Raw genomic sequence first — 21145 nt, 5'->3', positions numbered from 1 at the left:
TCCGGCCGACGGAAATTCTTCTCATCGACCATTGATGTCGATGAAAACTACGACCGTCACTGCGGTCGGGTCAACATCGGCAATCATCATTGGCTCAGGGTGATTGCCCCGGCACGCAGTGATGTCAGGATGGCGACACTCCGTATCGAACCCGCTACTCGCCACGTCTCCATCGCCGCGAACCCACCGAGCGCGAAGGAGCTGCGATGCAACCCGAATACCGGCTGGCCCCGGGCAACCTCGTCGACCTGTACGCCGACGCCACCCACACGGGCAGCCTGAACAAACGGATCGGCACCGGCGAGGTGCACGTGGTCCTCGACGGCGGCGCGAGGTACAAGGTCCGCGTGCTGACCAGCGCCACCGTCGGGCTCACGCCCGGCCAGTTCACCGAGATCGACGCCGCCCTCGTCCACCAGCAGTCGCTGCGGGTCGAGTCCGGCACCGCCCTGTCCGGCAACGATCCCCGCGCGCTGCTCGGCGACCCGCGGGTCACCCAGTACCTGGGTGCGCGCGACCGCGGCGCGCTCGCCCAGACGGACAAGGACGGGGCCGACCGGCACGCGTCGGTCGCGGGGAAGATGGCGGTCACCGGCGACGTGCTGGGCGAGATCGTGGGCAACCTCAAGCGCGCCGAGCCGGCGCTGCGCCCGGACCTGGGCGAGGTCGGCGCCGTCAGCTGGATGATCATCGACGGCAACCCGTACACGGGCGTCGGCGGTGGCGGCGGCGCGGCCAAGGACCAGGCGCTGACCGTCCGGGTGTTCCCCGACGGGCCGCTGTCGTCGCTGCCCACCATCACCACGGCCGAGCTGGATCGCCAGTTCGAGCTGGCCATGCGCGACCGGCTCGGCCGCATCGACGAGATCGCCGAGCAGTTCCTGGCCGACGGGAAGACCGCCGCGAAGGGCACGGGCTACGCGGCCGCCCTCCGCGGCTCACTGGCGGCCTACGCCGCCACGCTCCAGTCGCTGCTCGGCGCCCGGCCGTCCCCCGGCGCGGCCACGCAGGCCGACCTCGCGGGCGACAACACCAGCATCGGCCTGTCGCTGCGCCAGCACCTCAAGACCACGAAGACGCACGACATCACGTACTTCGAGAAGTACCTGTTCCACAAGGGAGCGACCGAGAAGCAGATGTGGGCCGCGGTCGGCAGGTACGTCGAGACACTGCCGCAGCAGGCCGCGGTGGTCGACCTGGTCGGCAGCCAGTTCTCACGGCAGGGTGACGGCAGGTTCCTGCTCGTGGCCACCCGCCGCTACGCGCACCTGATCACGCCGAAGGTCCCCCAGACCACCTGAAGGCCCGGGCCTGGTCAGACCCGGCGGGTGCAGGTCAGCACGATCACGGTCGTCGTCGGCACGCGCGCGCCGGCGGCGGCCGACTGCCGGGTCACCGTCCAGTTCTGCGGCAGCACGACGCTCGTCTCGGCGGCGTCCTGCGAGCCGAACCGCACGTCGCCGAAGCCGAGCCGCTCCAGCTCGATCCGGGCGGCCGCCGCGTTCATGCCGACCAGGTTCGGCATCGCGACCGTCGCCGCCGCCGTCGTGGCCGGTGCACCCGGCGCGCCGGGGCTGCCCGGTGCGGGGGCGGTGGTGGCGGCGCTCGTGCCCGCGGTGGGGGAGCCCGGGTTGGCGTTCGCCGCCGGTGTACCGGCGGTCGCCGCCGGACCTGACGTCGCGGGGCCCGCGGCAGGGCCGCTGCCGCCGTCGCGCCCGGCGATCACCAGTCCGGCGACGACGGCCGCCGCGACGGTGACGGCGGCGGCGCCGACGATGATCCCGCGCTTGCCCCGCGGCGGCGGTACTGGAGAGTCCACGGCCGGATTCTGCCCCCGCGCCCGCGTCACGGCAATGTGAGCGGGAGGTCCTTGCGGTCGGGGTTGCGCAGGTCGGTGTCGAACACGCGCAGCGCGAACCCGCCCGGTCCGGTCGCCGGCCAGCCGAACACGAACTCGACCAGGGGTCACGGCCCGCGATGCTAATCGATGCCGCAAACCCCAGGTATCGACGGGTGACGCTGCGCGGGCGCGGGTGCGACCATCGGGCGATGGGGACCTCGCTCGGCGAACTGGCGGTCGTGCGGCACGGGCAGAGCGCGGCGAACGCGGCGTTCGCGGTGGCGGAGGCCGAGGGGCGCCTGGACAGCGGCGTCACCGGGCCGGACGCCGCCGTCGTGCTGACGGGGCCCGGGCGGGCGCAGGCGGCGGCGCTCGGGCGGTGGCTGGCCGCACAGCCGCCCGGCCGGCGGCCGGAGGCGGTCGCGTGCTCGCCGTTCCTGCGCGCCGTACAGACGTGGCGGCTGGCGCGGACCGAGGCCGCCGCGCACGGCGTCGCGCTGCCGGACGCCACCCTCGACGACCGGCTCGTCGACCGGCGGATGGGCGAGCTCGAGCTGCTCACCACCGCCGCGGTCCGCGCCCGGTTCCCGGCGGAGGCGGCCCGCCGCGCGGCGGCCGGCGAGTTCGGCTACCGGCCGCCCGGCGGGGAGTCGTTCCACGACATCGCGGCGCGCGTGCGGGCGGCCCTCGACGACCTGGAGCGCGACCACCCCGGCCGGCGGGTCTGGATCGTCGCGCACGACGCGGTCGTCCTCACCCTGCGCCACCTGCTGGAGCCGCTCACCGCCGAGGAGGTCACCGCCGTCATGGCCGCGGGCCCGGTCCTCAACGCGTCCGTCACCCGGTTCGACGGTGACGGATTGCTCACGTACAACGCCGTCGACCACCTCAGGTAGCTTGTTAGGGGGTCCGGCGGGGGTACGACGGGGAGGTGGACCATGACGGACGACTATGCGCGGCGCATCGACGAGGCGCAGCGGCAGCTCGCCGAGCTGCGGGCCACCGCCGGCAAGGGGCCCGGTCCCCAGCCCGGGGAGGCGGAAGGCGCCGGGCGTGCCGGTGACGGGGCCGTCGATGCGGTCGCCGACCGCGGCCGGCTGCTGTCGGTCACCCTCGCCCCGCAGGTCATGCGGCTCACCGACGAGGAGCTCGGCGAGCTGCTCACCGACGCGGTCAACCAGGCGCTGCGCCGGTCGAGGGCGCGGCTGCTCGGCGCTGCCGGTGACGACGCCCCGCCGCCGCTGGCCACCCTGGAGACGAGCGTCGAGCAGGTGCGCGACCAGGGTGAGCGCGCGATGTACGAGATCCAGGCCGCGCTCAACCGGGCGATCGGCAGGGTCGGCGACCGGACGGGACTCGGCGGCGACACCGGCGGGCAGGGGCTGGAGCAGCTGCTCGCCTCGCTCACCAGTACATTGCGCGCCGCGCAGCACAAGACGTCCGACCAGGACCAGGAGCCGGACCACACCGGCGCGGACGACGAGGGCCACGTGTCCGCGCGGGTCGACGCCGGTGGCACGGTCACCGGGTTCGCGTTCGGGCCGCGGGCGATGCGGCTGCCCTCGATCGACCTCGCCGCGCACGCCGTGACCGCCGTCAACGCCGCGCTCGCCACCGCCGGCACCGCCGCGGCCGAGCGGTCCGCCGCCGACCTGGCCGACCTGCGCCGCCGGGTGGGGGAGCTGCGCGAGGCGAGCGTGACCCAGATGACCCAGCTGACCGCGTCGCTGACCGGGATCATGTCGAGGATCAGGGAGCCGTGAGCCGATGCCGTCCGACCACGTCGAGATCGACCCCGAGGGCATCATGCGCTCCGGCGACGGGATCATGTCCGCCGCCGACGTGATCAACCGGGAGATCACCGCGTTCCAGGGTGAGCTCGCGGCGTACGGTGAGCCGTGGGGCGCCGACGACATCGGTTCGCTCATCGGGATGGTGTACGGCGTGATCTCCGACCTCGCGTTCGAGACCTACGCGGGCAACACGGAGGAGATCCAGCAGATCGGCGCGACCGCCCGCCAGATGGGGCAGAACTACGTCGACAACGAGGCCGGCAACAAGGCCGACCTCAACGCCTACAAGCAGATGCTGGGCGGCTGAGCATGGGCCTGCAACTCCCCGGTGAGCTGATCTCGCTGCTCGGCATGCTCGGGTACTCGTGGCCCGAGGCCGACGAGACGAAGCTGTTCGAGATGGGCGGGGCGTGGATGGCGTTCCCGGACCGGATCACCAGCGGGCTCGCCGACGCCGACGCCTCGGCTTCCCGGATCTGGACCGACAACAAGGACTCGGCCGTCGAGGCGTTCCAGGCGACGTGGCAGCAGGGCGACTCCGCCCGCACCAACCTGGAGGACGGCGCGACGGCCGCCCACCTCATCGGCGCCGGCCTGATGATCTGCGCGGGCATCGTGCTCGCCCTGAAGATCAACGTGATCGTGCAGCTGATCCTGCTCGCGATCGAGATCGCGCAGGCCATCGCCACCGCGATCGCCACGTTCGGCGCGTCGCTGCTGGAGATCCCGATCTTCAAGATGATCACGCAGTTCGTCATCGACCAGCTGATCGACCTCGCGCTGAACGCGGTGCTGGGTGGTTAGACGCAGCCACGGCGGCCGCAGCAGCGGCGTCTTCCAGCCGGTCGAGAAGTGGCTGCGGGCGCGGCTGCGGCACCCCCGCTACCAGCACGTCTTCCGCGGGCACGTGGTGCGCAAGCCGCACGGGCTGCGCGGCTCCGGCTACCACCACCGGCACAACGGCTGGAACCCGCCCGGCGCCCGGGTCCGCCGCGACGCCGACGGCATGGAGATCGTCCTGGAGCGCAACCCGTCCGGCACCTACCGCGCCCGTGTCGACGTCCAGGCGGCCGACGGGACCTGGCACCCGAAGGACGGCTCCAGCACGTTCTTCCCCGACAACTGGCACCCCCAGCGCGTCGAGGACGCGATCAAGGACGCCTTCGCCAACCGCACGCCGCACCCCACCAACCCGCGACGGTGGCGGGGGCAGTCCGACGGCCTGACGATCGAGGGCAGCTACGATAACTTCCCGACGACCAGCTCATGGAACTCGGCCTGGCCGCTCAATTAGGACGGGGTGTCTTCTGCAATGCGTGACCGGGTCACTTTCAGCATCGGCGAGTACGGGGTCCCGTCGGCGAAGACCGAGACCGGCCACTTCAACCTCCTCGCCGGCCAGCTGATCAGCGACATCATCCGGTACGCGCCCGACCTGCTGATGCTCCTGGACAAGATCGACCGGGTCCGCACCGGCGAGTCGCCCGCCGAGGAGTACGAGGGCAACTCCTCGCTCTTCCTCGCCACCCCCGACGGCGTGCAGGTCTCCGACCTCGAGGAGGACGGCGACTCGGCCCTCTACACGTTCGACGAGACGCGCGCCGTGATCCTGCAGTACCTGGACTTCCTCGCCCCCTCGCCCGCGCAGAAGCAGGACGCCGTGTCCCGCTGGGAGGCCGAGGCGGGCCGCCCGTTCCCGGCCCGCGGAGAGCTCGGCCTGTCCTGACTCTCCCCGCCCGCACGTCGGACGGTGACCGCGCCGTCGCGGGGAGTCGGCGTGTAACGCGGCGCGGGCCTCATCCGCATCTTCCGAAGCATTGATCGTTCGCTCCGGAAGGATCTCCCGTGTTCGATTCCACGCCCTTCCGGTGCGCCGTCGCGCCCGCCGACGGTGCCTGACGTTGCTCACCCCCCGGAAACGCCGGGCCGGCAGAGGTGCCACTGCCGGCCCGGCGCCGGAGCACGGCGATCCCGTCCAGGACCGGCGAGGAGAGGTGCGGTGACCGACCCCGACATCCGATGGGTGCTGCTGTACCGGACGGCCGCCGAGTGGCGGTTCTCGGTGGGCGAGTTCCCTGAGAACGTGGCCAGCGGCATCCTGCCGGACACCCCGCTGGACGCCCCGGCCGAGGCCGCCCAGCGCGACGTGCGGGCCCATCTCGCGCACGGCTGGCCGTCTCCGGACACCCTGACCTGGAGGCAGACCAGCGCCGACTCCTGGGCGGCGGTGCCTTTGTCAGGCCCGTGACGGCGATCCGGTGCCGCCGCCGGGTGCGCCGCCGCCGAGTGTGGCGGCGCTGGGTGTGGCGGCGCTGGGTGCGCCGCCGTTCGGTGCGGTGCCGTCCGGTGCGGTGCGGTCGGGTGTGGTGGTGTCGGGTGTGGTCGCGAGGAAGCCGCCGGACTGGCGGGTCCACAGGTCGGCGTAGAGGCCGCCGCTGGCCAGGAGGTCCGCGTGGGTGCCCTGCTCGGCGACGCGGCCCTCGTCGAGGACCACGATCCGGTCCAGGTGGGCGATCGTCGACAAGCGGTGGGCGATCGCGATCACGGTGCGGCCGGCCATGACGGCGGCGAGGGTGTCGTGGATGGCGGCCTCGGCCTCGGAGTCCAGGGCGGACGTCGCCTCGTCCAGGACCAGGACCGGGGCGTCCCGGTAGAACGCGCGGGCCAGCGCGATCCGCTGCCGCTGGCCGCCGGACAGCCGCACGCCCCGCTCGCCGACGTGCGCGTCCAGGCCGGTCCGGCCGTCCGCGTCGCGGAGCGCGGCGACGAACGCGGTGGCGGCCGCGCGCTGTACCGCTGCCGCGATCCGCTCCTCGTCGCACGGGCCGGGTCCGGCGATGTTCTCCCGGACCGAGCGGTGCAGCAGCGTCGCCTCCTGGGCCACCATCGCGATCTGGTCCCGCAGGCTCTCCTGGGTGACGGCGGTGATGTCGGTGCCGTCGATCGTGATCGTGCCGGACTCCGCGTCGTGGAAGCGCAGCAGCAGCCCGACGAGCGTGGACTTGCCGGCGCCGGACCGGCCGACGACGCCGACCCGCTCGCCGGCCGCGATGTCGAGGCTGATCCGGTCGAGCCCGCCCGCTCCCCGGCCGTAGTGGTGGCTGACGTCGGTGAAGGCGATCGCGCCGCCGCGCACCTCGAGCCGGCCCGCGCCGGGCCGGTCGGCGACGGCCAGGGGCTGCGCCACCGTCCGCAGCGCCCGGCGCAGCGCGCCGACCGCGCCGAAGAGCGCCGACACGGCGTCCAGCAGCCACTCGCCCATCGCGGTGATCCGGAAGCTGAGCGCCAGCGCCGCCGCGACCAGGCCGATGGGCGCGGCGTCGGTCCGCCACAGCGCGATGCCGTAGCCGGTGAGGCCGACCAGCAGCGCGCCGCCGAGCGCCAGCATGGTGCAGTTCATGGTGACCTCGACCCGCTGCAGGTCCAGGTGCGCCCGGCGGGTCCGCGCGAACACCCGGCGGTCGTGCTCGGTGCGGGCGCCCCGGCCGCCGAGCAGCGCGAGCGTGTCGACGTTGGCGTAGGAGTCGACGAGCAGCCCGGTCAGCTCCGACTCGGCGTCCTGGAGGCGCTCCGACGCGCGCCGGAACCGCGGCACCGCCCAGCGCATGAGCAGCGCGTACGCGACGATCCAGCCGGCCAGCGGCAGCAGCAGCCGGGCGTCGGTGCCGGCCATCAGCCACACCGAGCCCACGACGTACGCGACGACGTGCAGGAGGGTGTGGATCACCGAATACGCGGCGGTGCTCGCCGCGTCGCCGCCGTCGCGGACCCAGGTGGCGATCCGCCCGGCGAGGTCGTCGCGGAACCAGCCGACCGACTGCCGCGACACGTGCCGGTGTGCGCGCCAGCGGGCGAGCGGCCGTGCGTTGGCCCGGAACGCGATGTCGTCCAGGGCCTCGCTGACGGTGGTGAACAGCGGCCAGACGACGAGCACGAACGCGGCGACGGTGAGCAGCTCCCTGCCGTGCGTGGCCCAGAGCGTGTCCGGGCTGCCGGTGGCGAGCAGGTCGACCAGGTGCCCGGCGTAGCCGATGAGCCACACCTCGATCGCCGCGGACAGCAGCGTGGTGGCGGCGGCCGCGGCCACCACCGGCCGCAGCGGGCGGAACTCCTCGAGGAGAAACCGCCGTACCCCGGCGGCGGGGGCGCGGTCGTCAAGCGGGAACGGGTCCGTGGGGTTCTCGAACAGACGGAACACGAAGCGCCTTTCGGGCGGGGGAGACGGACGGGAGGCCGGGGTGAGCGCCGGATGCCTGCATGACCGTTCTCCTCTTCGTGTGTCTGTGCCTGTGGCCGAACCTATCGGTGCCCGTGCGGCACCGCACCTGATTAATCGTTTCTGAGGGCACGCCGGAATGGCCCGCCGCGATGCGTGGCGGACCATTCCTTGCATTTCACGGAATTGCTACTGTCGCGTGATTCTGGTGTCGTTACTTCGCGTTGTTCTCGACGAGTTGTTTGACGCTGGCCTGGACCCAGCGGACCTTGGCGAGGATCTCGTCGGCGGTGGCGGTCCAGGTGAATGGCTTGGCTTCGGCGTTCCAGTGCGCGACGTAGTCGCGGATGCGGACGATGAGGGCGTTGACCGAGGTGAACGTGCCGCGGCGGATGGACTGGCGGGTGATGAGTCCGAACCAGATCTCGATCATGTTCAGCCAGCTGCTGCCGGTCGGGGTGTAGTGGAACGTGACGTTCGGGTGTGCGGCCAGCCAGGCCCGGACCTCGGGGGTGCCGTGGGTGGACAGGTTGTCCAGCACCACGTGGATCTCTTTGCCGGCATGGGGTTTCACGGCTTTGCGCAGGAAGGCCAGGAACCGGGCGCCGTCGCGGACGGGCTGGCAGTCGGCGGTGACCTGCCCGGTGGCGACGTCCAGGGCGGCGAACAGGTTGGTGATGCCGTGCCGTCGGTAGTCGTGGGTGCGTTGCTCGGTCACCCCGAAGTCCAGCGGCAGCAACGGCTGGGTCCGGTCCAGAGCTTGGACTTGGGTCTTTTCGTCGATCGACAGGACGACCGCGCCGCCGGGCGGGTCGAGGTAGAGCCCGACGATGTCGGCGACCTTCTCGGCGAAGCGGGGGTCCCTCGACAGCTTGAAGGTGCCCTGCCGGTGCGGCTGCAGCTTGTTGTCCCGCCACAGTTTCGCGACGTAGTGCCAGGACACCGACACGCCCTCGGCCCGTTTGAGGTATGCGGCCAGTTGCCGGGACGACCAGTGCGACAACCCGGTCTCCACCGGCGGTGTGGCACGGGTCAGCGCCAGGACCCGGGCCCTCACCGCGGCCGGGACCTGCTCCCGCGGCGCGGCGTGGGAGCCGTCTTCCAGACCGGCCAGACCGTTGTCCGCGTACCGCTGTACCCAACGGTCCACAGTGGGCAGTGACACCCCGGCCAACCCGGCGACGTCCTTACGGCGCCGGCCCTCCGCCATCCACAACACGATCCGCGCCCGGGTCGCCACCACCGCCGGCACGTCCCGGCTGTTGATCACCGCCCGCAACTCCGCGGTCTGGCCCTCGGTCAGCATCACACCAGGATCAACGACCGACCCGACATAACGCAACCAGCATCACGTGACACTACGTCATTCCAGTGTTCAGATGGAGATGGAATAGACGTACACGCCGAGCGCGCTGATACCGCCGTGTGCGACCGCGAAGTAGGTGCCGTTGGCTGTTCGGTCAGCGGACGCTGAACATCAGGGCCCGGCCGGTGGCAGGCTGCCGCGCGCCACCAGGAATTCGCGCAGCGACTGCTGCTGCTCGGCGGTCATGAACTGCTGGGGGATCACCGTGTAGGGGAGCCGGCCGGTGAACAGCACCCAGAAGCCACGGTCCTCGGTGACCTTGGTGACGTCGTCCCAGTCGAGGCTGCCGCGCTCGGTGCCGCTGCGCATCGTCACCGTGTCGTCGTTGATGTCGTAGCCGCCGTCGACCGCGAGGCCGTCGAGGCGCCGGCGGGCGGAGCGGCGCGCCCAGAACGGGAACAGCATCGACAGCACGCCGACGATCAGGATGACGGTGAAGAACGGGCTCGCGTCGAAGTCCCGGCCGCCGATCGGCACCCACAGGCCGACCAGCCCGAAGGCGATCAGCCCGAAGCCGATGTAGCGGTACTTGCGCAGGTAGACGTCGCTGAGCACGGTGGCGACCCGGGCCGCGTACGCGGGGTCTGCCGGGACGTCGAATCGGATGTGCACCCGCGGAACGATACCGCGCTGCAACGTGCGTGCCGGCTTCGGTGCTCACGGGTGTCCACCGGTGTCCACCGGTGGCGCGGACATCGAGCGTGGGGCGGACACCTCAACGGCAACCGGCGGCGAACCGGGGGCGCTCCGCCCGCCCCGGAATCTTGTTCTGGTCAGGCCGCAGGGGCCCGGCGCGAGTACCTGGGGAGATCTTTTGACGTTCGCCACGCTGAACTCCGACCGTGTCCGTCGCGTCGTCCGCCGCCTGCTGCCGATCGGAGTGCTCGCCGCGGGTGTCCTCGCCGGCGCCGGCACCGGCACGGCCGCGTTCGCCGCGGACGCCACGGCCGCGGGCCCGCAGTGCACGGTGGACGCCAAGCTCGTCCCGACCTGCGGCGTGCTGTGGGGCGCGGCCGCCGGCGGCTTCTCCGACGTGCCCCGCGACCAGGCGCTGAAGACCTTCGAGCAGAAGACCGGCCGGACCGCCGCGATCTACCACACCTACCACAAGGGCAACGAGCTCTTCCCGACCAAGGACGAGGTCGCGATGACCGCCGACCCGGCGCGGCCGCGCACCCTCATGCTCAACTGGAAGGTCGCGTACGGCTCGACGTGGGCGAAGGTAGCCGCCGGCGCGCAGGACGCCCGGATCGACCGCGAGGCCGCCTACCTGAAGGCCAACTTCACCAAGCCGTTCTTCCTGGTGCTGCACCACGAGCCGGAGAACGACGTCAACCCGAAGGCCGGCTCGGGCATGACCGCGAAGGACTTCGCCGCCATGTACCGGCACACGATCCTGCGGCTGCGCGCCGCCGGCGTCACCAACGCCGTCTCGACGATCGCCTACATGAACTACGGGAAGTGGAACAACTCCCCGTGGTGGGGCGACCTGTACCCGGGCGACGACGTGATCGACTGGATCGGCGTCGACTCCTACCTCAACGCGCAGCCGAACGGCTTCCACAGCGGCGACTTCACCTCGCTGATGAACCGCACCACCGGCAACCAGAAGTCGAAGTACCCCGGCTTCTACACCTGGGCCACCACGAAGCACCCCGGCAAGCCCGTCATGGTCGCCGAGTGGGGCGTGTACGACTCGTCCGCGAAGGTCAACGGCGCCAACAAGGCCAAGACGTTCGACACCGTGCTGAAGAACCTCGCGGCGATGCCGGCGATCAAGGGCCTCGTGTACTTCGAGACCGCCCGTGACCAGTCCGGCCACGACATCCGCGTCGACGACACCCCGCAGGCGCTGACCGCGTTCAAGCGCGTCGCCGCCGACCCGCGCTTCGACGTCAAGCTCTAGGTTTTCCACAACCGCCACGTTTTCCACAGCCGCCCCGGGCCTTCGGTCCGGGGCGGCCGGCGTTTTGGCAGACTGCCCCCATGAGCGACATGCCCAGCGGGATCGTCATCCCCACCGTCGACGGTGCGCCCAGCACGTCCGCACTCGGGCGGGGCGTCGTCGCCGACGCGCTGCGGTCCGTGGCGCCCGACTGGGCCCGCGAGGCGGAGACGACGAAGAACTGGCGCGGTGAGTATCTGCGCCACTTCCACCGGCTCGTCGAGGCCGGGCTGCCGTCCCGCGAGGCCGCGCTGGCCATCGCCGGCGACGGGCTCTCGTCGTTGCGGTCGCGGATGCGGTTCCGGCCTGCGCCGGACGCCGACGAGCAGCCCCTGGACAGCGCGTTCGACACGCCGGCCGGCGCGCCCCTGCGGACCGCCACCGTCGCCGGGACGGGCGAGCACGGCGCTCGCTCGTCGTGCCGTACCGGGGCGAGCGGCTCGAAGGCGACCGCCTGCTCCGCCAGCTCGACGCGTGGGTGGCCGGCGGCGTCATCGAGCCGTCGTGCGCGGAGGCGGTGCGGACCGTCGCCGCCAACCCGGCGTGGCTCACCCTCGAAGGGCGACCCGTCGTGGTGCTGGGCGCCGGGGCGGAGATGGGGCCGCTGACGGCGCTGCTGCGCTGGGGCGCCGACGTCGTCGCCGTCGACCTGCCCCGCCCCGCCATCTGGCAGCGGCTCCTGGAGACCGCGCACCGCTCCGGCGGGCGCCTGCACGTGCCCGTCGCCCAGGAAGGCGCCGACCTCGCCCAGCACGCGGGCGCGGACCTCCTGCACGACCTGCGGCGGGTCGCGGACTGGCTCGGCGAGGTCGACGGCGCGCCCGTGCTCGGCAACTACGTCTACGCCGACGGCCCGCTGAATGTCCGGGTCGCGGTCGCCGTGGACGCGCTGACCGTGCGCCTGCGGCAGGCGCGGCCCGACCTCGCGCTCGCGTTCCTCGCCACGCCGACGGACGTGTTCGCCGTGCCGGACGACGCGGTCGACGAGTCCGGCCGGCGGTATGCGACCGCCAAGGGCATCGGGCGGCTGCGCGGCCCGCTGCGGGTCCTCAGCGGCGGGCGGCTGCTCGCGCCCAACTACCCGGGCACCCTCCCGGGCATCAACGACAGCCTGGTGCCGCAGCAGGGCCCCAACTACGCCCTGGCGAAGCGGCTCCAGCGGTGGCGGGCCGCGCACGCCCGGGCGGACGGCGCCACCGTGTCGCTGACCGTCGCGCCGGCGACCCGGACCCGCAGCGTCCTGAAGAACCGCCTGCTCGCCGCCGCCTACGCGGGCGCGCACCGCTTCGGCATCGAGATCTTCGAACCGGCGACGAGCAACACCCTCATGGCCGCGCTGCTCGTCCACGACCTGCACGTCCCGCCGTCGCCGGGGACACATCCGTGGCAGGACGAGGCGTTCGCGGCGGCGCACGGCGGGCTGTGGCGGCAGCCGTACGCGCCGCGCAGCGCCCTCGGCATCGCCGTCCTCTTCGGCTTCGGCACCGCCCGCGGCTGAGACCGGCGCGCGGAGGCCTGCCTGGTATCTGCCCGGTATGACGCCGCGGCGGTTGTAGCCTGGTTGTCCGGGCTTTCGTACGTTTGGGTGGTGGCAGGGTGTCCGACCTCGAGCGGATCGCCGCCGCCGCGGCGGGCGACGCGGGTGGGCTGGACCCGTCGCTGCTCGGCGGGTTCCTGACCGCGGTCGTCGCGGCGACCGCCGACGGCCGGCGGCTGCGCCGCCGTGAGCTGGAGGCGTGCGCGGCGTCCGGGCGCCGCGCGGCCGTGCAGGGCGTGGCGCTGCGCGCGCTGGTGGACCTGTACCTGTCGGCGGCGTGGCGGCTGTGGCGCGACGCGCCCGACGTGGCCGGCGGGGACGCCGCACGGGTCCGGGGCTCCGCCCTCGCCGTGCTGCGGGCCGCCGACGACGGCGTGGCCGCGCTGGTCGAGGGGTTCCAGCTCGCCCGGGCCGACGTCATCCGGCTCCAGGAGGCCGTCAAGCACGACGTCATGGAGGCGCTCCTCGCCGGCGGCCAGCAGGCGATCGAGGCGACCGGGCCCGCCGCCGACATCGGGCTCACGCTGTCCGGGCCGGTCGCGGTGCTGGTGGTCCGCCGGCCCTCGGGCTTCGGCGGGCCGGACACCGCCGCCATCCCCGGCCGCCTCGAGCGGGCGCTGCAGGGCCGCCACGGCGACGCGCAGCCGCTCGTGCTGATCCGCTCCGGCGAGGTGGTGTGCGTGTTCGCCGCACCCGACGCCGCGGCGGTCGCCACGGTCCGTGACGTCGTCACCCGCGAGCTGGACCGGGCCGTCCGGGGCCCGGGGCGCGCCTGGCGGGGCGCGGTCAGCAGCCCCCGGATCGGGGCCTCGGCGGTGCGGACCAGCCACGACGAGGCGCGGTATGCCCTGGACCTCGCCGACCGGCTCCGCCTGGAGCAGCCCCTCGTCGACGCGCGGGACCTCACCATCTACCGGGTGCTGCTGCAGGACCTGCCGGCCGTCCACGACCTGGTCCGCAGCACCCTCACCCCGCTCACCCGGGCCCGCGGCGGCGCCGGCCACCTGGTCGAGACCCTCGACGCGTACTACTCGACCGGGTGCGTCGCGACCGAGACGGCGGCCCGGCTGAACCTGTCGGTGCGGGCCGTCACGTACCGGCTGGCGCGCGTGGCGGAGTTGATCGGGAGGGACCCGGCCGATCCTGCCGAGCGGCTCACCCTCCACGCGGCGGTCACGGCCGCGAGACTGCTCGACTGGCCGTCGACACCCCTCGACTAGCGGTCCTCAAGCCGCTCTTTCTTGCCGGTCGTCGGCAACGTTCACCCGGCCGAATGTCCTGCGGCCGACGCAGCGGGAGGCCCGGGTCGCGGGTGACGCTTGAACCCAGACAGCTTGCTATCTGGAGGGATGGTTCATGCTCGACGTACCGATCTGGCTGTGGGCGACGTTCGGCATCGGTGTCGTCGTCATGCTCGCGGTCGACCTGCTCGCCCACCGCAAGGAACACGTGATCGGCTTCCGTGAGGCCGCCAAGTGGAGCGCGGTGTGGGTGGCGCTGTCGCTGGCCTTCGCCGGCCTCGTCTGGGCCACCCTCGGCGCGGAGGCGGGCGTGGAGTTCACGACCGCGTGGCTGCTGGAGAAGAGCCTGTCGGTCGACAACCTCTTCGTGTTCGCGCTGATCTTCGGCTACTTCGCGGTGCCCAAGCAGTACCAGCACCGCATCCTCTTCTACGGCGTCATCGGCGCCCTCATCTTCCGGGCGATCTTCATCGCGGCCGGCGTCGCGATCATCAGCAAGTTCACGGTCGTGCTGTTCGTCTTCGCGGCGATCCTGCTGTGGAGCGCGTACAAGCTGCTGAAGGACGACGAGGACGACTACGACCCGAGCACCAACATCGCCGTGCGCCTGGTGCGCAAGGTGCTGCCGGTCCAGGACGAGTACTCCGGTGCGAAGTTCTTCGTCAAGCAGGGCGTGAAGTGGGTCGCCACCCCGATGCTCGTCGTCGTGGTCGCGATCGAGGCCGCCGACCTGGTCTTCGCCGTCGACAGCGTGCCGGCGGTGCTCGCGGTCAGCGACGACACATTCATCGTCTACTCCTCCAACGCCTTCGCGATCCTCGGCCTGCGGGCGCTGTACTTCCTGCTCGCCGGGATGCTGGACCGCTTCCGGTACCTGTCGAAGGGGCTGGCGATCATCCTCGCCTTCATCGGCGTGAAGCTGGTCCTGCAGGCCGCGCACAAGACGATCAGCACCTCCGTGCCGGAGATCCCGTCACTGGTGAGCCTGGCGGTGGTCGTGACCGTGCTGGCGGGGTCGGTGCTGCTGAGCCTGCGTCACCCGCCGGAGCCGTCTGAGCCGTCTTCGGAGCCTTCGTTGGAGGGCGGTCCGGAGGGGCCGTCGCTGGAGAAGCCGTCGGACGCCAGGAGCGACCAGATCTCGAGGTCGTGACGGATCCCCTTGTACGGGTGAACCTCCCGCAGCACGCCGTCCCGGCGCATACCGAGGCGGCGTGCTACGGCGCTGCTGGCCGTGTTGTCCGTCCGGCAGCGCCACTCGACGCGGTGGATGCCGCGGGTGTGCACCGCCCAGTCGATGAGCACCCGCACCGCCATCGTGATGAGCCCCCGCTTCTGCCCGGCCGGCTCCAGCCAGCAGCCGATCTCGCAGGTGCCGGCCTGCGCGTCGAACGCGACGAACATCGTCCCGCCGACGAGCGTCCCGTCGAGCCAGATGCCGAACAGCCGGCCGGCGTCACGTGCGGCGAGGTCCGCGTACCGCTGCAGCGTCGCCCGCGCCGTCTCCAGGTCCGTGCTGACCCCGGCCCACGGGATCCACGGGTCGACGGTCTGCCTGGCGCGGTCCATGTGGGCGAGGAACTCCCCGGCCTGCCACGGCTCCAGCGGCCGTAGCTGCGCTGCTTCGGTGAGGGCGACGCTGAACATGATCCCTACGCTATCGTCCCCGGATTTCTTGTCGGGGGGTGGCGTTATGGTGACGGCGTCGGGGGGTGCTTGATGTCTGTTCGCCAGTTGCTCGATGATGCGTTGCCCGCGGTGCTCGGGCATGTCGAGACGCCTCCGGAGATCTCCGCCGCTCCCGCCTCCTCGCCGCTCGGGCTCGCGGTCGCCGTCGCCGTGCTCGCGCGGCGGCTCGACCGGTTTCCGGAGTCCGAGTTCGACGCGCTCGTCGACACCTGGGTGGCGACCCACGGGGCCCGGCACGTGGCACGGGCGGTGGCCGAGCTCACCGGCCTCTACGCCGGCGCCGGCCGCACGGGCGCGACGGCGTTCGTCACCTGGTCCACGCCCGCCGGCCCGCGCCAGGCGTTCCTCCGCGACGCCTGGTCACGGTTCGCCCTGCGACTGCGGCCACACCTTCCCGCGCCACTCACGACCGCCCCCGCGACGGTGGTGCCGCCCACGGCCGTCTCCGCAGCGGTGGTGCCGGGCATGGATGAGGCTGCGGCGGTCGCTCCGGGCGCGGCCGGGTCGGGCGCGGCCGGGGCTGCGGGGATGGCACCGGGCGCGGCCTTGTCCGAGGCGGCGCCGCGGGCGGCCGGGTCGAGCATGGCAGCGTCTGCGGTGTCGGGCGCGACCGGGTCGGGTGTGGCTGGGGCTTCGGCGGTCGGGCCGGGCGCGGCCGTGGACGAGGCGGCGGTGTCGGGCGCGGCCGAGGCTGCGGCGGTGGCGGAGGATCTCGCCGCGCTGCGGTCCGATCCGCGGCCGCTGCGGCGGTTGACGGCCTCACTGCTCGCGCCGGCCGTGACGGTCTGGGTCGACGAGGACTGCGCGACCTTCGCCGCGGCCGGCGACGAGACGATGTGCCGGCTGCTGCTGCCGTCGGTCCGCAGCCTCGACCAGCTCGACGTGCTCCTGCGGGTCGTCGCGCCGCAGTGGCTGTTCTGGGACGAGCCGACGATCTCCGGCCTGGCCGCGGCGATCGGCCCCGCCATCGAGCCGCACCTCACGCACTGGCTGCGCACCGAGCCGCTGATCGCCGACGCCGTCGCGTGGACGGCGGGGGTTCTCGCCACGTTCCCGACGGACTCCGCGTTCGACACTCTGGTCTCGCGCTCCGGCGAGCGCCGGGTGCGTCCGGCCCTCGCCAAGGCGATCCAGCGCTTCCCCGACCTGGCCCTGCGCCGCCTCGCCGAGGCCCCCGCCACACCGACGATCGACGTGCTGCTCGCCGCGCACGTCCGCGCCGACCCCGCCCGCGCCGCCCGCCTGCTGCCGGCCCTCAGCCCACCCGCCGCCGCCCGCGTCGGGGCGATGCTGCGCGTGGAGTCCGCACCGCCGGCCGCCGTCCCGCCGATCCTGGCCACCCCGCCCTGGACCACCACCGCGCCTGCCGCCCCCGTCGTCCCCGGCCTGGCCTGCCCCGACCCGCCGGCCGTCCCCGGCGGCGGCCCCTGGGCCGCGGCGAGCGCCGACGCGCTGCTGGACCGGGTCGGCCCCGACGTCGCGGCATGGATGGCCGGCTGGTTCGCCCGCTCGACGCAGACCCGGCCCGTCGCCGAGCAGTGGCTGCGCCGCCACCCGGCCGCGTCCGCGTCCGCGCTGATCCCACCGGCGCTGGCCCGCCCCGTCACGGCCCGCCGCGACGCCTCCGCCGCCCTGCGGTTCCTCGTCCGAAGTGGACACACCGCCACCGTCCTCGCCACAGCCGACCGCTACGGCCCGGCCGCCCTCGCCGGCGTCCAGGCCCTGCTCGCCACCGACCCGCTGCACCTGCTCCCCGCCCGCATCCCCACCACGCCCGCCTGGGCCGACGCACTGCTCCTGCCCGTCCTCCGGGTCCGCTCCACCCAGCCCGCCGACCCGGCCCGCCCCGCTGACGCGGTTCCGCCCGTCGACGCGGTTCTGCCTGCTGACGCGACCCGGCATTTCGTGACGATGCTGGCCATGTCGACCCTCGACGACCCGTACGCGGGGGTTGCCGTCGTCCGGCAGGTCTGCGACCGGGGGAGCCTGGCGGAGTTCGGCTGGTCGCTCTACCAGGGCTGGCGCGCCGCGGGTAGCCCTGCCTTGCAGCGGTGGGCGTTCACGGCGCTCGGCCTCATCGGCGACGACTCGACGGCGGTGCGGCTGGCCCCGCTCGCACTCGCCTGGCCCGCCGCAGGTGAGCTGACCAACGCCCGGGTCGCCGTCGACATCCTCGCCACCCTGAGCACCGCTCCCGTCGCTCCCTCAACCCCTGACCTCAACGCTCCGGCGCCTGGCCTGCCGGCGGCTGACCCGCCGAGCCTTGCCGGTCCGCCGTCGGGTGTCGGGTCGCTCGGCGCGCTGCGGCAGCTGGTTCGCATCGCGGGGAGCGCGCGCGGCAAGCTGAAGGAGCACGCCGGCCGCCGGGCCGCCGAGGCCGCGGCCACCGTCGGGCTCGGTGTGGAAGAGCTCGCGGACCGTCTCGTGCCCGACCTCGACCTTCCCGCCGACGGGGCCCTGACCCTCGACTACGGCCCCCGGCGCTTCACTGTCCGTCTCGACGAACAACTCCGCCCGTACCTCCTCGAAGACCCCGCGCACCACCGCGGCGACCCGAGCCGTGGGGAGCCGCGTCGCCGGGAGCTGCCGAAGCCCGGGGCGAAGGACGACCCGGTGCTGGCGCCGGCGGCGTACGCCCGGTTCGCCGAGTTGCGCAGGGAAGCCCGCACGATCGCCGCCGAGCAGACCCGCCGCCTCGAAGCCGCGATGGTCGATCAGCGGCGCTGGTCTGCCGCCGGCTTCCGCGACAGCATCGTCGCCCACCCGGTGCTGCGTGAGCTCGCCCGCCGCCTTGTCTGGGCGACGTTCTCCGCCGCTGGTGACGGCCCGGGCGGGGCGTTCCTTGCCGCGTTCCGTGTCGCGGAGGACCTCACGTTCAGCGACGTCGACGACGAGCCCTTCGTCCTTGCCGCTGACGCCGTGGTGGGGATCGTGCATCCGGTCACCCTGGGGGAAGGTCTCGGTGCCTGGGTGCGGTTGTTCGCCGACTACGAGATCGTTCAGCCGTTCGTTCAGCTGGGCCGTGCCGTACACCAGCCAGCCGCCGCAACAAGCGCCGGCAGCGCGGTCCGTCCCGGGGAGGACCTTGCCGCGCGGCTCGGTGTGGACGGGCGGACGACCGATGCGCGGCGGCTGTACGTCCTCGACCGGCGCGGCTGGGTCCGCGCACAGGCGGGCGACGGCGGGCGCATCCGGTCGGTGACGCGGCGGGTGCCAGGCGGCTGGCTGGTGGTGGTCGACCTGGAACCTGGCGTGTTCGTCGGCCGGTCCGACGGCAGCGGCGAGCAGACCGTGACGGTCCGTGTCTTGCATGACCATCCCGGAGGGCGGCGGCCGCCGGACGGGGCCGTCGCGCCCGCCAGGACCGCTGCCGGCGTGGCCTGCGCCGCGTGTGTGGCGCCGGTCGGGCTCGACGCCGTCACGTACTCGGAGATCGCCCGCGACCTGCAGGACCTCGTGACATGACCGCAAGCCCGCGACCGCTGCGGTCGGGTGTCGTGCCGGTGGGCCGCACTCCGCTTACGGGCTCGGGCAGGGATCTCCGTATGGGCCGCGGCGGGTAGGGGAGACTTCAGGGCATGAGCGACACCACCTTGCGCGTCGGGCTGGTCGGGTACGGCACGGCCGGCGCGGCGTTCCACGCACCACTGATCAGCACGACGCCCGGGCTGGCCCTGAGCGCGATCGTCACCGCCAACCCGGAGCGTCGCCGCGCCGCGGCCGAGGCGTACCCCGGAGCGACGCTGCTGGCGGCGGCCGAGGAGCTGTGGGCGGCGGCCGGCGAGCTCGACGTGGTGGTGGTCGCCTCGCCGAACCGGACCCACGCGCCGCTGGCCCGGGCGGCGCTGGAGGCGGGGCTGCCCGTGGTGGTCGACAAGCCGCTGACCGCGACCGCCGCGGAGGGTGAGGCGCTGGTGCGGCTCGCGGCCGAGCGGGGGCTGCTGCTCAGCGTGTACCAGAACCGGCGCTGGGACGGGGACTTCCTCACGGCCCGGCGGCTGGTGGAGTCCGGGGCGCTCGGCAGGGTGCTGCGGTTCGAGTCGAGGTTCGAGCGGTGGCGGCCGGTGCCGAAGGGCGGCTGGAGGGAGAGCGCCGACCCCGCCGAGGCCGGTGGGCTGCTGTACGACCTCGGCAGCCACCTCGTCGACCAGGCCCTGCAGCTGCTGGGTCCGGCGACCGAGGTGTACGCGGAGGTCCACACCCGCCGCGCCGGCATCGAGGTCGACGACGACGTGTTCGTGGCGCTGCGGCACGAGGGCGACGCCCGGTCGCACCTGTGGATGAGCGCGCTCGCCGCTTCGCCGGGGCCGCGGCTGCGGGTGCTGGGTGACCGCGCGGCGTACACGAAACACGGCATGGACGTGCAGGAGGACGCGCTGCGGGCGGGCCGCCTGCCGACGGAACCCGGCTGGGGCGAGGACGACCCCGCCCGCCACGGCGTGCTCACCGTCGACGGGCAGGACCAGCCGGTGGTGACCGAGCCGGGCGCGTACCAGCGCTTCTACGAGGGCCTCGTCCTCGCCCTCCGCGACGGCGCGCCGCCGCCGGTCGACCCCGCCGGTTCGATCGCGACGCTCGCCGTGCTGGAGGCCGCCCGCCGCTCGGCCGACGACCGCCAGGTGGTGAAGCTGGCCTGACCCGCCCCCGTGCCGCTTCGCCGTGGCGGCCCGCGCACCGGTCCGCGGCCGCCACGGAGAGCCGGGTTGGTTGAAGGGCGCGGTCCGCGGCGGCGCCGGTGGGCGTCAGGTCGCGGCGGGGCCCGCCGGTCCCGGCCGGAGGGGGCGCGGGGGTGCAGCCGTCGTGAGCGGGCCGGTGGTGGACTCGCGCCGGCGGGGCACGGCGGAGCGGCCGCCCGGGTTCCAGGGCACGGTCTTGTCGAGGATGCCGCGGGCCATGATGTACAGGCAGGCCGCCCCGTTGACGAACGACGCGACGACGTCACTCGGGTGGTGCATCCCGCGGTACATCCGCGTCAACGCCACACCGAGCGGGATGGCGACCAGTGCCCACGCGGCGGCCCGGGTGAAGGGGCGGGTGGCGGCGCGGGCCAGCAGGAACGCCAGTCCACAGTAGAGCGCGACGGCGGCGGACGTGTGCCCCGACGGGAAGCTCGACGTGGGCAGCGAGCCGTCCATGCGCTCCACCGCCGGCCGCTGCCGGTGGATCGCGAGGGTCGTGAACAGGAACACCGCCGCCTGGGCGCTCACGGCCGCGCACAGGAACAGCGGCTCGCGCCAGCGGCGCAGGAGAAGGACTAGGACGGTCGCGGCGACCGCTGTGACAGCGATGATGGCCGGCGTACTGGCGATGGTGCTGAACACGAGCGAGACGTCCGTGCGCGGGCCGGTGCGCTCCGCCGCCAGGGCACGGTTGACGCTGTCCTCGACGGTCAGCGGCCACACGCCGGGTAGCGCTCTCGTCACGAGGAGTCCGAGTCCGACGAGCAGCCCGTACAGGAGCAGCACCGGCAACAGGAGACGGACGGCGACGAGTGACGCGAGGCGCATGCCGGTGCTGGTAC

The 21145-nt window shown here is 73.4% G+C and carries 21 protein-coding genes; 15 read left to right on the top strand and 6 right to left on the bottom strand.

What is annotated here, in order from left to right; translation table 11 throughout:
• Positions 1 to 206: 206 nt before the first annotated feature.
• The gene (locus ACQEVZ_RS58585) at positions 207 to 1301 is read left to right on the top strand and encodes a hypothetical protein (RefSeq protein ID WP_433385447.1); all 1095 of its coding nucleotides are present in this window, start codon (positions 207 to 209) and stop codon (positions 1299 to 1301) included.
• 14 nt (positions 1302 to 1315) lie between these two features.
• Here the strand turns inward: ACQEVZ_RS58585 and ACQEVZ_RS58580 are convergent, their stop codons facing one another.
• The gene (locus tag ACQEVZ_RS58580) at positions 1316 to 1819 is read right to left on the bottom strand and encodes a PASTA domain-containing protein (protein WP_433385444.1); all 504 of its coding nucleotides are present in this window, start codon (positions 1817 to 1819) and stop codon (positions 1316 to 1318) included.
• A gap of 230 nt (positions 1820 to 2049) precedes the next feature.
• On the opposite strand from ACQEVZ_RS58580, the gene ACQEVZ_RS58575 reads away from it, so the two are divergent.
• The 7 genes from ACQEVZ_RS58575 (at position 2050) to ACQEVZ_RS58545 (ending at position 5881) form a co-directional block, all read left to right on the top strand.
• Positions 2050 to 2736, top strand: a complete 687-nt coding sequence (locus tag ACQEVZ_RS58575) for a histidine phosphatase family protein (protein WP_433385441.1) — start codon at positions 2050 to 2052, stop codon at positions 2734 to 2736.
• 42 nt (positions 2737 to 2778) lie between these two features.
• A complete protein-coding gene (locus ACQEVZ_RS58570; protein ID WP_433385438.1) occupies positions 2779 to 3603 on the top strand; it encodes a YbaB/EbfC family nucleoid-associated protein in 825 nt (274 codons plus the stop codon).
• A gap of 4 nt (positions 3604 to 3607) precedes the next feature.
• Positions 3608 to 3940 carry a hypothetical protein gene (locus ACQEVZ_RS58565; protein WP_344504473.1) on the top strand — a complete coding sequence of 111 codons (333 nt, stop codon included), beginning with the start codon at positions 3608 to 3610 and terminating at the stop codon, positions 3938 to 3940.
• Positions 3941 to 3942: 2 nt separating this feature from the next.
• Positions 3943 to 4437, top strand: a complete 495-nt coding sequence (locus ACQEVZ_RS58560) for a hypothetical protein (protein WP_344504474.1) — start codon at positions 3943 to 3945, stop codon at positions 4435 to 4437.
• Complete coding sequence (locus ACQEVZ_RS58555) at positions 4430 to 4927, top strand: EndoU domain-containing protein (protein WP_344504475.1); 498 nt, start codon at positions 4430 to 4432, stop codon at positions 4925 to 4927. The genes ACQEVZ_RS58560 and ACQEVZ_RS58555 overlap by 8 nt, the downstream gene beginning before the upstream one ends.
• Positions 4928 to 4945: 18 nt before the next feature.
• Positions 4946 to 5359: a hypothetical protein gene (locus tag ACQEVZ_RS58550; protein WP_433385433.1), complete on the top strand. Its 414-nt coding sequence runs from the start codon at positions 4946 to 4948 to the stop codon at positions 5357 to 5359.
• A gap of 273 nt (positions 5360 to 5632) precedes the next feature.
• Positions 5633 to 5881: a hypothetical protein gene (locus ACQEVZ_RS58545; RefSeq protein WP_344504477.1), complete on the top strand. Its 249-nt coding sequence runs from the start codon at positions 5633 to 5635 to the stop codon at positions 5879 to 5881.
• On the opposite strand, the gene ACQEVZ_RS58540 is transcribed toward ACQEVZ_RS58545, so the two are convergent.
• The 3 genes from ACQEVZ_RS58540 to ACQEVZ_RS58530 form a co-directional block, all read right to left on the bottom strand.
• The gene (locus ACQEVZ_RS58540; protein ID WP_433385429.1) at positions 5870 to 7831 is read right to left on the bottom strand and encodes an ABC transporter ATP-binding protein; all 1962 of its coding nucleotides are present in this window, start codon (positions 7829 to 7831) and stop codon (positions 5870 to 5872) included. The genes ACQEVZ_RS58545 and ACQEVZ_RS58540 overlap by 12 nt on opposite strands.
• Positions 7832 to 8063: 232 nt before the next feature.
• A complete protein-coding gene (locus ACQEVZ_RS58535) occupies positions 8064 to 9155 on the bottom strand; it encodes an IS630 family transposase (protein ID WP_433376193.1) in 1092 nt (363 codons plus the stop codon).
• A 171-nt stretch (positions 9156 to 9326) separates the two neighbouring features.
• On the bottom strand, positions 9327 to 9827 hold the full coding sequence (locus ACQEVZ_RS58530) for a YcxB family protein (protein WP_354904311.1): 501 nt from the start codon (positions 9825 to 9827) through the stop codon (positions 9327 to 9329).
• A 202-nt stretch (positions 9828 to 10029) separates the two neighbouring features.
• On the opposite strand from ACQEVZ_RS58530, the gene ACQEVZ_RS58525 reads away from it, so the two are divergent.
• The 5 genes from ACQEVZ_RS58525 to ACQEVZ_RS58505 all read left to right on the top strand — a co-directional run bounded on the left by ACQEVZ_RS58525 (position 10030) and on the right by ACQEVZ_RS58505 (position 15088).
• The gene (locus ACQEVZ_RS58525; protein ID WP_433385425.1) at positions 10030 to 11121 is read left to right on the top strand and encodes a glycoside hydrolase family 26 protein; all 1092 of its coding nucleotides are present in this window, start codon (positions 10030 to 10032) and stop codon (positions 11119 to 11121) included.
• Positions 11122 to 11201: 80 nt separating this feature from the next.
• Positions 11202 to 11768 carry a hypothetical protein gene (locus tag ACQEVZ_RS58520; protein ID WP_433385422.1) on the top strand — a complete coding sequence of 189 codons (567 nt, stop codon included), beginning with the start codon at positions 11202 to 11204 and terminating at the stop codon, positions 11766 to 11768.
• A complete protein-coding gene (locus ACQEVZ_RS58515) occupies positions 11678 to 12658 on the top strand; it encodes a hypothetical protein (protein WP_433385419.1) in 981 nt (326 codons plus the stop codon). Before ACQEVZ_RS58520 ends, ACQEVZ_RS58515 begins: the two co-directional genes overlap by 91 nt.
• A 98-nt stretch (positions 12659 to 12756) precedes the next feature.
• Complete coding sequence (locus ACQEVZ_RS58510) at positions 12757 to 13917, top strand: PucR family transcriptional regulator (protein ID WP_344504482.1); 1161 nt, start codon at positions 12757 to 12759, stop codon at positions 13915 to 13917.
• A 136-nt stretch (positions 13918 to 14053) separates the two neighbouring features.
• Positions 14054 to 15088, top strand: a complete 1035-nt coding sequence (locus ACQEVZ_RS58505; protein ID WP_433385416.1) for a TerC family protein — start codon at positions 14054 to 14056, stop codon at positions 15086 to 15088.
• On the opposite strand, the gene ACQEVZ_RS58500 is transcribed toward ACQEVZ_RS58505, so the two are convergent.
• A complete protein-coding gene (locus ACQEVZ_RS58500; protein WP_433385413.1) occupies positions 14974 to 15582 on the bottom strand; it encodes a GNAT family N-acetyltransferase in 609 nt (202 codons plus the stop codon). The genes ACQEVZ_RS58505 and ACQEVZ_RS58500 overlap by 115 nt on opposite strands.
• Positions 15583 to 15693: 111 nt before the next feature.
• Here ACQEVZ_RS58500 and ACQEVZ_RS58495 point away from each other — a divergent pair, with 111 nt between their 5' ends.
• Entirely contained in the window at positions 15694 to 19089 is a 3396-nt protein-coding gene (locus tag ACQEVZ_RS58495) for a DUF4132 domain-containing protein (protein ID WP_433385410.1), read from the top strand.
• 113 nt (positions 19090 to 19202) lie between these two features.
• Entirely contained in the window at positions 19203 to 20261 is a 1059-nt protein-coding gene (locus tag ACQEVZ_RS58490; RefSeq protein WP_433385407.1) for a Gfo/Idh/MocA family oxidoreductase, read from the top strand.
• A gap of 105 nt (positions 20262 to 20366) precedes the next feature.
• Here ACQEVZ_RS58490 and ACQEVZ_RS58485 read toward each other — a convergent pair whose 3' ends face one another.
• Positions 20367 to 21131, bottom strand: coding sequence for a phosphatase PAP2 family protein (locus ACQEVZ_RS58485; protein WP_433385404.1), 765 nt, complete (start codon positions 21129 to 21131; stop codon positions 20367 to 20369).
• Positions 21132 to 21145: the final 14 nt, after the last annotated feature.

It is taken from the genome of Dactylosporangium sp. CA-152071, from assembly GCF_050936335.1.
Taxonomy (GTDB): Bacteria; Actinomycetota; Actinomycetes; order Mycobacteriales; family Micromonosporaceae; genus Dactylosporangium; species Dactylosporangium maewongense.
This window is presented reverse-complemented; position numbering and strand designations above follow the sequence as displayed.

Bases quoted from the DNA above. Each gene is read 5' to 3' on its own strand.
- ACQEVZ_RS58490 (WP_433385407.1), top strand. From the start codon at position 19,203: ATGAGCGACACCACCTTGCGCGTCGGGCTGGTCGGGTACGGCACGGCC.
- ACQEVZ_RS58575 (WP_433385441.1), top strand. From the start codon at position 2,050: ATGGGGACCTCGCTCGGCGAACTGGCGGTCGTGCGGCACGGGCAGAGC.
- ACQEVZ_RS58535 (WP_433376193.1), bottom strand. From the start codon at position 9,155: ATGCTGACCGAGGGCCAGACCGCGGAGTTGCGGGCGGTGATCAACAGC.
- ACQEVZ_RS58570 (WP_433385438.1), top strand. From the start codon at position 2,779: ATGACGGACGACTATGCGCGGCGCATCGACGAGGCGCAGCGGCAGCTC.
- ACQEVZ_RS58505 (WP_433385416.1), top strand. From the start codon at position 14,054: ATGCTCGACGTACCGATCTGGCTGTGGGCGACGTTCGGCATCGGTGTC.
- ACQEVZ_RS58485 (WP_433385404.1), bottom strand. From the start codon at position 21,131: ATGCGCCTCGCGTCACTCGTCGCCGTCCGTCTCCTGTTGCCGGTGCTG.
- ACQEVZ_RS58550 (WP_433385433.1), top strand. From the start codon at position 4,946: ATGCGTGACCGGGTCACTTTCAGCATCGGCGAGTACGGGGTCCCGTCG.
- ACQEVZ_RS58565 (WP_344504473.1), top strand. From the start codon at position 3,608: ATGCCGTCCGACCACGTCGAGATCGACCCCGAGGGCATCATGCGCTCC.
- ACQEVZ_RS58560 (WP_344504474.1), top strand. From the start codon at position 3,943: ATGGGCCTGCAACTCCCCGGTGAGCTGATCTCGCTGCTCGGCATGCTC.
- ACQEVZ_RS58585 (WP_433385447.1), top strand. From the start codon at position 207: ATGCAACCCGAATACCGGCTGGCCCCGGGCAACCTCGTCGACCTGTAC.
- ACQEVZ_RS58520 (WP_433385422.1), top strand. From the start codon at position 11,202: ATGAGCGACATGCCCAGCGGGATCGTCATCCCCACCGTCGACGGTGCG.
- ACQEVZ_RS58500 (WP_433385413.1), bottom strand. From the start codon at position 15,582: ATGTTCAGCGTCGCCCTCACCGAAGCAGCGCAGCTACGGCCGCTGGAG.